The 13,278-nt window shown below is 70.9% G+C and carries 15 protein-coding genes; 7 read left to right on the top strand and 8 right to left on the bottom strand.

Features of this window, described 5'->3' with window-relative positions; genetic code table 11:
• The first annotated feature begins 16 nt into the window (after positions 1-16).
• Complete coding sequence (locus ACTWQE_RS08155) at positions 17-1,339, top strand: YibE/F family protein (protein WP_443328148.1); 1,323 nt, start codon at positions 17-19, stop codon at positions 1,337-1,339.
• Positions 1,340-1,509: 170 nt separating this feature from the next.
• On the opposite strand, the gene ACTWQE_RS08150 is transcribed toward ACTWQE_RS08155, so the two are convergent.
• The 4 genes from ACTWQE_RS08150 to ACTWQE_RS08135 all read right to left on the bottom strand — a co-directional run bounded on the left by ACTWQE_RS08150 (position 1,510) and on the right by ACTWQE_RS08135 (position 3,866).
• Positions 1,510-1,947: an SsgA family sporulation/cell division regulator gene (locus ACTWQE_RS08150; protein ID WP_443328147.1), complete on the bottom strand. Its 438-nt coding sequence runs from the start codon at positions 1,945-1,947 to the stop codon at positions 1,510-1,512.
• Positions 1,948-1,994: 47 nt separating this feature from the next.
• A complete protein-coding gene (locus tag ACTWQE_RS08145) occupies positions 1,995-2,771 on the bottom strand; it encodes an IclR family transcriptional regulator (RefSeq protein WP_443328146.1) in 777 nt (258 codons plus the stop codon).
• Positions 2,772-3,183: 412 nt separating this feature from the next.
• Positions 3,184-3,411, bottom strand: a complete 228-nt coding sequence (locus tag ACTWQE_RS08140) for a DUF5326 family protein (RefSeq protein WP_443328145.1) — start codon at positions 3,409-3,411, stop codon at positions 3,184-3,186.
• Between the two features lie 137 nt (positions 3,412-3,548).
• Positions 3,549-3,866, bottom strand: coding sequence for a cupin domain-containing protein (locus ACTWQE_RS08135; RefSeq protein WP_443328144.1), 318 nt, complete (start codon positions 3,864-3,866; stop codon positions 3,549-3,551).
• 44 nt (positions 3,867-3,910) lie between these two features.
• Here ACTWQE_RS08135 and ACTWQE_RS08130 point away from each other — a divergent pair, with 44 nt between their 5' ends.
• The 4 genes from ACTWQE_RS08130 to ACTWQE_RS08115 all read left to right on the top strand — a co-directional run bounded on the left by ACTWQE_RS08130 (position 3,911) and on the right by ACTWQE_RS08115 (position 7,116).
• Positions 3,911-4,291, top strand: coding sequence for a phage holin family protein (locus tag ACTWQE_RS08130; RefSeq protein WP_443328143.1), 381 nt, complete (start codon positions 3,911-3,913; stop codon positions 4,289-4,291).
• Between the two features lie 35 nt (positions 4,292-4,326).
• On the top strand, positions 4,327-5,490 hold the full coding sequence (locus tag ACTWQE_RS08125; protein WP_443328142.1) for a cystathionine gamma-lyase: 1,164 nt from the start codon (positions 4,327-4,329) through the stop codon (positions 5,488-5,490).
• Between the two features lie 187 nt (positions 5,491-5,677).
• Positions 5,678-6,574, top strand: a complete 897-nt coding sequence (locus ACTWQE_RS08120; RefSeq protein ID WP_443328141.1) for a LysR family transcriptional regulator — start codon at positions 5,678-5,680, stop codon at positions 6,572-6,574.
• Positions 6,575-6,636: 62 nt separating this feature from the next.
• Positions 6,637-7,116, top strand: coding sequence for an NUDIX domain-containing protein (locus ACTWQE_RS08115; protein WP_443328140.1), 480 nt, complete (start codon positions 6,637-6,639; stop codon positions 7,114-7,116).
• 276 nt (positions 7,117-7,392) lie between these two features.
• Here ACTWQE_RS08115 and ACTWQE_RS08110 read toward each other — a convergent pair whose 3' ends face one another.
• The 3 genes from ACTWQE_RS08110 to ACTWQE_RS08100 all read right to left on the bottom strand — a co-directional run bounded on the left by ACTWQE_RS08110 (position 7,393) and on the right by ACTWQE_RS08100 (position 11,054).
• Positions 7,393-8,112, bottom strand: a complete 720-nt coding sequence (locus tag ACTWQE_RS08110) for a pyridoxamine 5'-phosphate oxidase family protein (RefSeq protein ID WP_443328213.1) — start codon at positions 8,110-8,112, stop codon at positions 7,393-7,395.
• Between the two features lie 119 nt (positions 8,113-8,231).
• Positions 8,232-10,001, bottom strand: a complete 1,770-nt coding sequence (locus ACTWQE_RS08105; RefSeq protein ID WP_443328139.1) for a globin domain-containing protein — start codon at positions 9,999-10,001, stop codon at positions 8,232-8,234.
• A gap of 420 nt (positions 10,002-10,421) precedes the next feature.
• Positions 10,422-11,054 carry an HAD family hydrolase gene (locus tag ACTWQE_RS08100; RefSeq protein WP_443328138.1) on the bottom strand — a complete coding sequence of 211 codons (633 nt, stop codon included), beginning with the start codon at positions 11,052-11,054 and terminating at the stop codon, positions 10,422-10,424.
• A gap of 91 nt (positions 11,055-11,145) precedes the next feature.
• Here ACTWQE_RS08100 and ACTWQE_RS08095 point away from each other — a divergent pair, with 91 nt between their 5' ends.
• Together ACTWQE_RS08095 and ACTWQE_RS08090 are read left to right on the top strand one after the other, a co-directional pair.
• Positions 11,146-11,709, top strand: coding sequence for a DUF2269 domain-containing protein (locus tag ACTWQE_RS08095; protein ID WP_443328137.1), 564 nt, complete (start codon positions 11,146-11,148; stop codon positions 11,707-11,709).
• Complete coding sequence (locus ACTWQE_RS08090; RefSeq protein ID WP_443328136.1) at positions 11,706-12,563, top strand: GNAT family N-acetyltransferase; 858 nt, start codon at positions 11,706-11,708, stop codon at positions 12,561-12,563. Before ACTWQE_RS08095 ends, ACTWQE_RS08090 begins: the two co-directional genes overlap by 4 nt.
• Before the next feature lie 333 nt (positions 12,564-12,896).
• Here ACTWQE_RS08090 and ACTWQE_RS08085 read toward each other — a convergent pair.
• Positions 12,897-13,278, bottom strand: a 382-nt coding sequence (locus ACTWQE_RS08085; protein WP_443328135.1) for a DUF7586 domain-containing protein, incomplete at its 5' end; no start/stop codon positions are given.

Raw genomic sequence — 13,278 nt, 5'->3', positions numbered from 1 at the left:
TTGCGATGATCGGTCGGTGACCCCTTCGCCCGACGCCCACGTCCACGCCCACAGCCACGGGCCCGCCGCACCCGTCTCCAAGCACCTCCGCAAGGTCATCGCGGCGGTGCTGATCCCGTTCGCCACGGCGGTCGCCGTTGGTCTGGTGGTGCTCTGGCCGGGCGGCGTTCCGGGCCACAAGCCCAGTGGTGTCGGCTTCGACCGGCAGACCGAGTCGGGGAGGGTGGTGAAGATCGAGAAGATCAGCTGTGCGAGCGCCAACGTCCAGCCTCAGCAGCCGCCTTCCTCGGGCGGCTCGTCCCAGTCGGCGCCGGGTCGAGCCGGGGCCGGCCAGGGCGGCAGCTGCAAGAAGGCGACCGTCGAGGTCACCTCCGGCAAGGACGAGGGCCGGACGTTCACCGAGATCGTCCAGCCGGACGCGCCCCGGCAGTTGGAGGACGGGCAGGGGGTCGTCGTGGCGTATGCGCCGGACGCCCCGCGCAATCTGCAGTACTCGGTGACCGATGTCGACCGGGGATTCCCGATGGCGCTGCTGGCGGGCATCTTCGCGCTCGCGGTGGTCGCCGTCGGACGGCTGCGGGGGCTCTTCGCCCTGATCGCCTTGGCCGTCAGTTTCGCCGTGCTGTCCTTCTTCATTCTTCCGGCGATCCTTCACGGTTCGAATCCGCTGGTGGTCGCGGTGGTCGGCAGCAGCGCCATCATGCTGATCTCGCTCTATATGTGCCACGGGCTGACCGCCCGTACGTCCGTGGCCGTGCTCGGCACGCTGATATCGCTGCTGCTGATCGGGGTGTTGGGCTCGCTGTTCATCGACTGGGCCGCTCTGACGGGCAACACCTCGGATGAGACGGGGCTGATCCACGGTCTGTACCCGGACATCGATTTGAGCGGTCTGCTGCTGGCGGGGGTCGTCATCGGTTCGCTGGGGGTGCTGGACGATGTGACGGTCACTCAGACATCGGCCGTGTGGGAGCTGAAGCAGGCGGATCCGACGATGTCCGTACGTCAACTGTACCGGGCGGCGCTGCGGATCGGCCGGGACCACATCGCGTCGGTGGTCAACACCCTCGTGCTCGCCTACGCGGGCGCGGCCCTGCCCCTTCTGCTGCTGTTCTCCGTGGCGCAGAGCAGCGTGGGGACGGTCGCGAACAGCGAGATCGTGGCGGAGGAGATCGTACGGACCCTGGTGGGCAGCATCGGGCTGGTCGCGTCGGTGCCGGTGACCACGGTCCTGGCCGCGCTGGTCGTCTCGGCCGACCGTCCGGCGCCCGGGCCGGAGACGGCGGGGCCGGCATCGGCGGCCGGGCGGACCGGTCGCGGCCGCCGTCGTAAACACTGAGACCGAGGCCGCCGTCGTCAGCACTGACCCGCAGAGCGCCGTCGTCAGCACTGAAACCGCGGCCTCCGCCGTACGCGCTGAAGCACCGACCCAGCCGCCAGGTCCGCCGCGCCGCGCCCCATGCGGCCCGCGACGGCCCGGACGGCGGAGCCCGGCCGGGACCGGGCCGCTCAGCCGGCGTTCTGCTCCGTGGTGAGGATGTCCTCGAGTGCGGCCTCCAGGGTGCCCTCGAAGTCCGCGAACCACTGCTCCCGGCCTCGCGGGACCAGACGCTCGGTGCGGTCGAGGAACGCGATCAGTGGAGAGGCGCCGGCGCGGAAGGCGGCCCGGTCCGGGCCGACGTGCAGCCTGATCAGCACGTCGGCGGTGAAGCCGGGCATGATCGGGCGGATGTGCACATCTCCGTCGCCGGTCGGCGCGGTCAGCCCGTCGAGCAGCAACTCCCTTGCGAACGCCCAGGTCACGGGGGCGTCCCCGGGAAGGTGGAAGGTGAGCCGGACAGCATACGGATCCGCCACCTCGTACCGCAGCTCCACCGGAATACGGAACGAGAGCTCCTCGGAGACGAGGAAACTCATCATCAGCTCTGCCTGAATCGCGTCGCGCATGGGGGCCATCGTCCATCACACCCCGAAAGATCACAAGGAGTGAGTTTTCAGATACTGATAGTGAAAGCGAAGGAGTCGAGGAGCCTCCCGAGGCGCCCGCGGAGCTCCTCGGCCACGGGGAGCAGCCGTGACGCCTGGTGCGAGGGGAGAGAGATGGCCATCGTGGCGGCGCAGGATCCGGCCGCGACGGGGAAGGCGGCACAGACGGCGCCGAGGGCGTATTCCTGCTGTTCGACGACCGGCTGCCGGAGATCGGTCGAGGCCAGCCGGCTCAGCAGGGCCCGCTGGTCCCCGATGGTGTACGGGGTGATCGCCCGGACCGGATGCCGGGAGAGGTGGTCCTGCCGGCCCTCCTCGTCCAGTTGCGCGAGAAGGCACTGACCGAGAGCGTGCGCGTGCGCGGTCTCCCGGAAGTCCGCCCACTCCTCGACCGCGGGGAGCGCCGGCCCGTCGGAGACGGCGACGACATCGATCTCACCGTCGCGGTAGACGGCGAAGTAGACGGGGACACCGAGGTGCCGGCTCATGGTTTCCACGGATGCGGCGAGGGAGGCGCGCCGGCGCTGCCGGTCGCTGTTCGCCGTGAGGCTCGCGGCGGCATCGCCGTAGACGAAGACACCTTGTTCCCGACGGAGATAACCCTCATGGGTCAGGGTGCGCAACAGGTGGTACGCGGTGGGGAGCGGTAGTCCGACCTCGCGCGCGAGCTGCTTCGCCGGAGCTCCGTCGCTGTGGTTGCCGACCGCTTCGAGCAGCCGCAGCGCCCGCTGCACGGATCCGATCAGCGTTGGATGGGAAGCCCCGTCCGTGTGCACCGTAGCCACTGACACCCCCAGCGTCGGCCGTCGGCACTGTAACGGGAGGGCATCCGGCGCAGGGGGCTTTCATTCAGCCTGTCGCCCGGCTGGGCTAGGTCCTGTCCGAGACATGGCGTCGTCCGCGGCAAGGCCGGGCCTACGGCCCCCCAGCTACCGCTGAGCTGGGAGGTGCCTCCAGGTGGGGGCGGCTGCAAGGCGGTGGGGGTACCCCCGGCCGAAGGCTGGGGGAGAGCGTGCTCGTAGTGGGCTACTGGATGCTCCGACAACACAGCAGGCGGGCTTGGCTGGGGGCACTCCCCCAGCCTCCGGCCGGGAAGACCTTCACCCAGACGGAGTCCGGGGGAGCGTCCAGGGCCGGGCGGGATTTGTCAGACAGGGCCTCAGGGGCCCACCGGGCCACGGCTGACCGCTCTCCGGGTCACCAGTCGCCGCGGGAGGACGGGGAGGAAGAGCTGAACTTCCGCACCACGTACGCCAGTCCGGCGATGATCGCGACGCACAGCAGCAGCTTGAACAGCACGCCGACGAAGACACCGACCACGGTCACGATCACGCTCAGCCCGCCGAAGACGAGGAGCACGACGGCAGGCACCGCGACCCATTTCACCCACCCCGGCAGGCCCGTGAAGATCTCCTTGACTGCCACTGTGGTCCCTGCTTCCGCTCTCGCCGGCCCGGTTCCTCCGGGATGTCTTCGATGCTAGGCGGGGCGAGGTGGCCGACGGACGCCTGAGGGCCCTTGTCCTTCCCTGACCGTTCCCCTACGGGACCAGGCCTTCCGGATCAGCTCTCGGGCGGAGAGAAGACGACCATGACCCTCAGGTCCTCGCTGATGTGATGGAACTTGTGCGGAACCCCGGCGGGCACATAGACCACGCTGCCCCGGGCGACCTGTGTGGTCTCCATGCCCACGGTGATCGAGGCCCGGCCGCTGACCACGAAGTAGACCTCGTCCTGCCGGTGGGGCTGCTGCGGGTCGGTCGTGCCGGCGTCCAGCGCGTACAGGCCGACCGACATATTCCGTTCGCGGAGAAACTGCAGGTACGCACCGTCATTGGCGGCCCGCTCCGCTTCGAGCTCGTCCAGCCGGAAGGCCTTCACGATCCACCCCTTACTGATCCGGTCATCTCTGCGACGATCCCACCATGAAGAATTTCGTAGTCAAGACACTGGCCAACGCGGGTGCCCTGGCGGTGGCCATCTGGCTGCTCCAGGGCATCACGCTGACCGGCGGCAACACGGGGCGCCAAGCGCTCACGCTCATACTGGTCGCCCTGCTCTTCGGCCTGGTGAACTTCGTCGTCAAGCCCGTGGTCAAGCTGTTGTCGTTTCCGCTGTTCATTCTCACGCTGGGCCTGATCACCCTGGTGATCAATGCGTTGATGCTCCTGCTCACCTCCTGGCTGGCGGGCTCCCTCGATCTCGCCTTCCATGTGGATGGCTTCTGGACCGCCGTGCTGGGCGGACTGATCGTCTCGATCGTCTCCTGGGCACTCCACATGGTGCTGCCCGATGACAAGGACTGATCGGCGGTAACGGATGATGGGCGGACGTATCCGCTATGCGTTCCTCGAGGAGGCCGCCGATGACCGGTGACGGAACCCGGGTCGTACGGGCCGGGCTGCCGGAGCCCGTGGCGCACGAGCCGAGCATGCCGGGACCGGTGTTCGCCGCCCACTACCACCTGCCGGGCGAGCCCGTCGGCCCGTACACCTACGGCCGATATGACAACCCCACCTGGGGCGGTCTGGAGCGGGCCATCGGAGAGCTGGAGGCCCCCGGCGAGGCGGTCGGGACGGTCGGCTTCCCGTCCGGGATGGGCGCGGTCTCGGCCGTACTGCTCTCCCAGGTGCACTCCGGTGACGCGGTGGTGCTGCCGGACGACGGCTACCAGGCGCTGCCCCTGGTGCGCGAACAGCTGGAGGCGTACGGCGTCGAGGTGCGCACCGCGCCCACCGCGGGGGACGCACAGCTCGACCGTCTCGACGGCGCGAAGCTGCTGTGGATCGAGTCACCGTCCAACCCGGGGCTGGAGGTGTGCGACATCCGCCGCCTCGCCGACGCGGCGCATGAGGCCGGGGCGCTCGTCGCCGTGGACAACACCCTCGCGACCCCGCTCGGCCAGCGGCCTCTGGAGCTCGGCGCGGACTTCTCGGTGGCCAGCGGCACCAAGGCGCTGACCGGGCACGGCGACGTACTCCTGGGCTACGTCACCTGCCGCGACCCCGAACTGGCCGCGGGCGTACGGCGGTGGCGCAGCACGGCCGGGGCGATCCTCGGTCCGATGGAGGCATGGCTCGCGCACCGTTCACTCGCCACTCTCCAGCTGAGGGTGGACCGGCAGGCGGCGAACGCGCTGGCCCTCGCCGAGGCGCTGCGCCACCGGCCCGAGGTGACCGGTCTGCGCCACCCGGGCCTGCCGGACGACCCCTCCCACGCCGTCGCCGCGCGACAGATGCGCGGCGGACGGTTCGGCTGCGTGGTGTCCTTCACACTGCCGGACCGGAAGCGGGCGGAGCGTTTTCTGGCCGCGCTGCGGCTGGTGGACGGCGCGACGAGCTTCGGCGGTGTGCGGTCCACGGCGGAGCGGCGCGGACGGTGGGGCGGGGACGACGTACCGGAGGGCTTCATCCGCTTCTCGGTGGGGATCGAGGACCAGGAGGACCTGGTGGCGGATGTGGAACGGGCGCTGGACGAGAGCGCGGAGGATCGCGCTCCGCGATGATCGATCCGGTCGCACGGACGGCTCGAGCCTCCCCCCTCATGGCTCGAGCCGCCCCGGTTCAATGAGCAACGAACCGCGGAGTCAAGGCTAGTTGACTCTGCGTCAGTGTCCAATCACCGTAGCGACACAGACCTATCGACATATTTATAGTTGGCGGACTGTCCGGAGTCACAAGCGGAGGGGCGTCATGGATCTGGCCTTGCTCCGTACGTTCGTGACCGTGCACCGGGCCGGGTCCTTCACCCGTGCCGCCGCGCTGCTCGGTCTGTCCCAGCCGGCCGTCACCAGCCAGATACGCGCCCTCGAACGCCAGCTCGGCCGCCCCCTGTTCCTCCGCCAGGCGCGCGGTGTCACGCCCACGACCATCGGCGACGAACTGGCGCACAGGATCGCCCCGCATCTCGACGCGCTGGTGGAGATCGCCGAGGCGGGTCTGGACGACGACGTGGGCAGCCGTACCCTCCATCTCGCGGGCCCCCCCGAGTTCACCACCCTGCGCGCGTTACCCGCGCTCACCCCGCTCACCGCCCAGGGGCTGGCGCTGCGCGCCACCTTCGGCAGCGCCGAGGAAACGCTCGACGGTCTCGCCGCCGGACATCACGATCTGGCCATCACCACCGCCCGGCCACGTGGAGGCCTGCTCGCCGCGGTCCCGTTGTGTGACGAAGAGCATGTCCTGATCGCGGCACCCCGCTGGGCTGCCCGGATCGGTGCGTCCGGCGGTGTCCAGGCGCGGGGCCCCACCGCACTGGAGCAGCTGCCGGTGGTCGAGGTGCATGAGAGCCTGCCCCTGATCTCGCGCTACTGGGCCTCGGTGTTCGACGCCAAGCCCGCCGCCTCCGGCGCGGTCGTCGCTCCCGATCTACGGGCGGTGCTGACCTGCGTCGCCGCCGGAGCGGGGCTGGCTGTGCTCCCCCGCTATCTGTGCGAGGACGCGCTGGACACCGGCGAGGTCGTCGCGCTCCTCGATCCGCCGGTGCCACCCCTGCGCACCTACTTCCTCGTGGTGCGCGCCGGAACTCTGGCGCTACCGCACATTGCGCGGGCGCACGAGTGGCTGCTGCGCGCTGCCGTCGACTGGTGACGCGAGAGGAAGGACCTCCTCCGGAACGTTTCGGAAGGCCTGTCCCGGGCCACATCTCTCCCATGACCGATCGCCCCGTGGTCAAGCGAACCGCCCGTGCCATCCTGCTCGATGGCGACGAGATGATCCTGATCAAGCGGACCAAGCCGGGCCACGCGCCGTACTGGATCACTCCGGGCGGCGGGGTCGAGCCGGAGGACGCCACGGTTGTCGACGCCCTCCACCGCGAGGTGGACGAGGAGCTGGGCGCGAAGGTCACCGATGTCGTCCCGGTCTTCGTCGACACCGTCGAGCACATCAGCGGCGGCGGGGTGACCGGGGTGAAGGTGCAGCACTTCTTCGTGTGCCGGCTGGAGTCGATGGACACCTCGCAGCGGCACGGCCCCGAGGTCGAGGAGCCGTGCGGGGACTACGAGATCGTCCGTATCCCGTTCACCCGGGTCGGGATCGCCTCGGTGGAGGTCGTACCGCTGTCCCTGCGGCACTATCTGGACGGCAACATCGAGGGCGTACGCGCGATGCACGCTCCGGATCTCGGCTGAACCCGGAAGCGCTGCCGGGTGCCATCTCCCCGTGCGCTCCCTCGCGTACGGGAGCGGCTGCGGCCGCTCCCGTAGGAGGCCGGGCCCTCCGCTTCGGTCACGGACCCCGTCCGCGTCCGCTTCGGTCAAGAACCGCCACGGCGCCACGCGCTCCGGTACCGTCCGCCCACGGTCGCCGTTCTTACGGGCCCGAGCGGTCCCCAGCCGCGCTGGGAACCAGTGGGGCGCAGGAGGGGGCAGCGTCGCGGGCCTGCGGAACTACTTTCGAAACACGCCCTAGCGGAACCAGCCGCTGAACGCCTGGCGGGTGTTCGCTGCCGCGTCGCGCCGGCGGGCCTCCGCGAGAGCGCGCTCGGCTTCACGGCGCCACCCCTCGCTGCCCTCCTCCGCCCACGCCGGTATCGCCTCGCGGGCCGGGCGGTCGTACGGCGGCCGGCCCGCGGACTCCGCGGCGGCGCCGAAGAAGTCACCGCCCTTGCGCTTGTGATCATCGGTGCCCCAGGCCCGGCCGCGCTGCTGCGCGGGGACCTTCTGCAGATGGGGGATGTGTTTGGCGCAGTGGATGTACGCCTCCTCGACGGTGACCTCGACCCACAGCTGAGCCCGTCGGCCGGGCACCGGGTCGACCGGCAGCCCGGGGTGGGCGGCGCGTACCTCCTCGTCGGGTACGAGCCTCGCCATGCCGTTGACATGCAACCCGATCCGGTCCCGGAGGAAGTCGATCATCAGGATGCCGAGCCGGGGGTTCTCCTCGATGTTGCCGAGGCTGGCCAGCACGCCGTTGCCCCGGTACTCGGGGTACATGAGCGTCTTCTCGTCCAGGACCTGGAGGAAGCCGGGGGGACCGGCCCGGAAGGTGCTGTCGCATTCACCGTGGCGGTCGGCGGTGGCCAGGAAGAACATCTCCTGGCGGCCGACGAACTCGCGCATCCGGTCGTTGAGCCGGTCGAGGACCTGCTCGTCGTAGAACCGGTCGGCCCGGCCGGTGGTGCCCATCCGCCTCTGGAGCGCGTGTTCCCCGTCGCTGCCCGGGCGGGCGGGACGGACCGTGGTTCCCCTCTCCTGCTCATCTCCGGCGTGCCTCACGTCCACGTCCACGTCCGCGTCCACCTTCGTCAGTCCTCTGCCGCAACCAGTTCTTCGAGGGAGTCGTGCCGTATCCGGTGGGACGGGATACCGATCCTGACCAGGGTGTCGACACCACTGCGGATCATGCCGGGGGGACCGGAGAGGTACGCGTCGTAGGCGTTCCACGGGCCGTACTGCCGTACGGCGTCCGGGAGGGGGCCGCTGAGGCCGTGGGTCGGACCGTCGGAGACGACCGGGCGGACCGAGAGCCAGGGGTGCGACTTCTCCAGCCGCCGCATGGTGTCGATGTCGTACAGGTCGTGGTCGCTGCGAGCGCCGTAGAAGACTTCGACGGGGCGCTGACGACCGTGCTCGGCGACATCCTCGACGAGCGCCTTGATGGGGGCGATGCCCGTGCCGCCGCCGAGGCAGAGCAGTCCGTTGTCGGTGTTGTGGTCGACGGTCATCGAGCCTCCGGGCGGGCCGAGGCGGATCGTGTCGCCGGGGCGGGCGCGGTGCACGAGGGCGTTGGACACCCAGCCGGCCGGGACCGCCTTGACATGGAAGGAGAGCAGCCCGTCGGAGCGGGGCGCCGAGGAGAAGGAGTAGTGCCGCCAGACGCGCGGCCACCAGGGAGTCTCCAACGTCGTGTACTGGCCGGCCCGGAAGGGATAGGGCTGGTCGGGGCGCACGGTCACGATGGCGATGTCGGGGGTGCGCAGGTCGTGGGCGACGACCTCGGCGTTCCACCAGGCAGGTGCGTGCCGCTCGTTCTCGGCGGCCGCGTCGATCATGATCTGGGAGATCGCGGTGTACGCGCGCACCCAGGCGGCTTCGGTCTCGGCGCTCCAGCTGCCGGGGGCGTAGCGGGAGAGCGCGGTCAGCAGGGCCTCGCCGACGGCGGGGTAGTGCTCGGGGCGGGTGCCGTACTTCCGGTGTCCGCGGCCGAGGTGGGAGAGGTACTCGGTGAGGCTGACGGAGTCGTCGACGCGCTGGGCAGCGGTGAGCAGCGCCTTGAAGAGGCGGTCCCGCTGGGAGTCCATGGAGGCGGGGAAGAGCTCCCGCAGTTCGGGGTGCTGGACGAAGAGCATCGCGTAGAAGTACGAGGTGACCTTGTCGGCGATGGGCTCGATCTCGGCCATGGTGCGGCGCAGGAGGATCGCGTCCGGCGAGGCGGGGCGGCCACCGGAGGCGGCTGCGGGCCTGGTGGGGGCGGCAGGGGAGCCGTTGGCGGAGGGGGCGGCGGGGGAGGGGCCGCCTGATGCAGGCTGGTGCTGTGGCCGGGCAGCCGCAGGGACGCCACCGCCGGGGGGCTGCTGCTGGTTCCCGACCGTGCCCTCCGCGGCCATGCCGACATTGCCGGGACGGCGCGCGAAATAGGACACGGGTGCTTCGCCGCTCTCAGCAGGCCCGTCACCCGGACCGTACGCACCACGATCGGCAGGAGCGGCAGGCCTGGTTCCCGCGGCGTACGGACCGCCGTCGCCGGGGCCCCGCTCGGCAGGCCGCTGGTGCTCCTGGCCACTGCCGAAGGCGCTGGGGGCGGGTGCGGACCGCGGCTCAGGCTCCGGCTCCGTACGGGAGGGCCCCGTGGGCGGAGCCGGCCGCCGGTCGTGCCCGCGGCCGCCCACCGGACGTATCTGGCTCACCGGACGGCTGGGTATCCGCTCCGGCTGTTCCTGGTCCCGTTCCTGCTCCTGCTGGTCGCTCCCGGAGCCGGTCCGTTTCCTGTTCGGTCCCGGAGTGAACCAGCCCCAGTCCCCACCGCTGCCGCCAGAGCCGCCGTTATCGGCTGACGTAGTGGTCGGAGCATCCATGGTCTGCCTCGCCTCGAACGTCTTTCGGTCGGTCTTCGCACATCCGACGTCGGAATATGCCCGCAATTACTCGCTCTGGGTCAGAACTCTTGACGACTTACACCAGTGCCAGCAAGCCAACACGCGGCGGGTAAAAGCCGCTTGACGTGACATGGGCCGCATTTCCCTGCCACGCAGCCTGCCACTCCCCGCGACCTCCGGGTACAAATAGCCGGATGTCCGGGTAACGGGGGCCGCGTTCCCGTTAGGCTGTCATGCCCCTCTCGACGTCCTGCAGCGAACCGCGGCTGAACCGGAGTCGACCATACCGGGCGCGGATGAAACCACAAGTCCCGATCTTGATCACATGCGGAAACCCCCCGATTTCCGTGATCTCGCCCACATTCCACGGAATTCACCAGGCAACTCACAAGTAATGAATTACCGACGGTTACTCACCAGTTCGTAAGCCTCGCGAAGATCACGACCGGTGTACGCATGAGAGGCCAGATCGCTCACATGGTGGTCCGCGTTCACCGCGACCGACACCGGGAGAGCCCCGAACAGCTCCGCGTCCGACATCGAGTCGCCGTACGCCACACAGTCCGCCCGGCCCACGCCGAACTTCCCGCACAGCTCATCGGCGATCCGCACCTTGGCGGCCGCGGAGAGGATGCCCGCCGGGTCGACCGGCTCCCGGAAGGGCACCGCCGGGAAGCGCGAGCCGTACGTCGCGTGGGCGCCCCAGCCCAGCAGCCGTTCCACGAAGAAGCCCGGCGACAGGGAGATCACCGCGCAGTAGTCGCCGCCCGCCCGGACGTCGGCCCACACCTCGCGGATGCCCGACAGCCACGGAGCCCCCTCGAACGCGGCCGTCACATGGGCCTCGGTGAGGTCCGCCCACAGGTCGCGCACCCGGGCGGCGAACTCCGGCGGCTCGATCTCCCGACGCGCGAACGCCCGCTCGATCTCGACGATCTCCTCGGCCAGACCGAGCTGCCGGGAGATCTCGACCGGGGCGGCGGATCCGTACATCAAGGTGCCGTCGAGGTCGAAGAGGTGAAGTGTCGCCATGCCGCGAGCGTAGACGTACTCGCCCGCGCGTAGCGGGGGATACTCCCGCCGTGGGACGCGCTCCGGCCCCCTCCGCCGCGACCGTGGAGGCATGCAGCTCTCCCGTCCCGCCCGTCGGGCCACCCTCGTCGTCCACGTCTGTGCATCCGTCGGCTGGCTCGGTCTGACCACCGGGCTCCTCGTCCTGGGCATCACGGCGGTGGGCACCGGTTCCGCCGCCACCGCCGAGGCCGCCTATCGGTCCATGAAGATCTTCGGCGACTGGCTGGTCGTCCCCGTCAGCCTGCTCTCGCTGGTCAGCGGAGTGGTTCTGGCACTGGGTACGCCCTGGGGTCTGGCCCGGCACCGCTGGGTGCTCACCAAGTTCTGGATCACGCTCGCCGCGGTCATCGCCTCGATCGTCGCGCTGCGCTCGCATATCGACGACGCGGCGGCGGCTGTCGCGGCGGGGCTGCCGGTCGGTGCGACGGCGACCGATCTGGTGGTCGCGCCGTCGGTCGCCACGGCCGCGTACCTCTTCGCCACCGCGATCTCGGTCCTCAAGCCATGGGGCCTCACCCGGCGCGGGCAGCGCGCACGCGACACCGCACGTTCTCCCGCTGTTGGCAATTCCGGTCGACGGACGAAGGCCGCGTCGGACAGCCTGGCTCCATGACGCTGCTGACGACCGCTCCGATCCGCCGTCTGTCCCGTACCGATGTCCCCCGCTGCCTGGAGTTGTCCACCGGCTCGGGCTGGCCGCGCGAGGGCCGCGCCTGGCAGCTGCTGCTGGCCGCGGGCACCGGATACGGCATCGACGACCCGGACGGCGACGGCCTGATCGGGTGTCTGGTCCTCACCCGCTACGGCTCGGAGACCGCGTGCGCCGGCACCCCGCTGGTCGACGGCCGGCACGCGGCGCACGAGGTGGGCCACCGGCTGATGACCCACGCTCTGGAGGAGGCAGAGGGCACTCCGGTCCGGCTCGTCACCCCCGAGAGCGGCCGCCCGCTGTACGAACAGCTCGGCTTCACTCCCCTCGGCAACACGTCGACGCGCAGGGGCCGTTTCCGGGCGGAGCCGGGGACCACCGTCACCACCCGGCCCGCGACCGCGGCGGATCTCCCGGCGATACTCCGCCTGGACGCCGAGGTGTTCGGCGCGGACCGGACGCATCTGCTGACCCGGCTGCCCGCGTTCGCCGAGCAGGTCCGGGTCGTCGAGGAGGGGGACCGTCTCCTCGGCTTCGCCGCCGCTTGGCGCAGCGGGCGGACCACGGTCATCGGCCCCGTCGTCGCCGAGGACACGGCGGCAGCCCGCCGGCTGATCGCCGACCTCGCGGTCGGTACGGACGGCTTCGACGACGAGGTACGGCTGGACGTGGACGCGCGCCACCCGGAGCTGGAGGACTGGCTGGAGAGCCGGGGCGTCACCGCGGTCACGGCCGGCACCGTGATGGTGCACGGCGCCCGGGACCTCCCCGGCGATCATCGACGCCGCTTCGCGCCCCTGATGGCGGCGACGGGCTGACAGCCGCCTCGTCACGGCCGTCGGCCCCATCGGCCGCACGCTCTCACCGCTGGTCGCGGCGGTGGCGGCCATCGGCCCGAGCAGCCCCGCCACCCGCGTGCTGCGCTGTCTGGCCGCCGACGGGCGGATCCGGCGGGGGCGGACGCGGAGCCTGGACCTCCAGCCAGTTCCGCTGGGTGCCCGCCGAGCCCATACCGCCCCTCCCCGTCGCCGAGGCGAAGGCCGGGCTCGCGGGGCGCCGGCTCGCCTCCTCATGGCCCCGCCACCGAGGCCGATCTGTGTCGGCCTGCCCGCCGCGGCCGTCGTTGCACGGGCCGCCGTCCTGCGGGTCGCCTACGCAGGCCGCCAGCCGTTCGGGTCGACTCCGCCCGGCACCGGGGCCCCGGCGTCGTACGGACGGCGTGTGAACACGAACGAGCCCAGGTCGAGATGGGTCACCGACCCGTCCGCGGCCCGCACCACCCGCAGCGTCTCGCCCGCGTAGTAGCCGTCCAGCCCGGTCCATGTCCCGTCCTCCTCGGCCCGGAACCGGGAGGCGCGGCCCGTATCCGCAAGAGGCGCCAGTTCCAGGGCCCGGCCGGCGGCGAGGCGCACCACGTACGGCGCCGGTCCCCAGTACCAGGGCCCGGTCAGGGCCAGCAGCTCCGCGTCGGCCTCGGGCAACGGCTTCCACGGCGCGGGGATACGGGGTTCGCGCTCGGCCACGATGCGTACG

The sequence above is a fragment of the Streptomyces sp. 8N706 genome, assembly GCF_052245415.1.
GTDB lineage: Bacteria > Actinomycetota > Actinomycetes > Streptomycetales > Streptomycetaceae > Streptomyces.
This window is presented reverse-complemented; position numbering and strand designations above follow the sequence as displayed.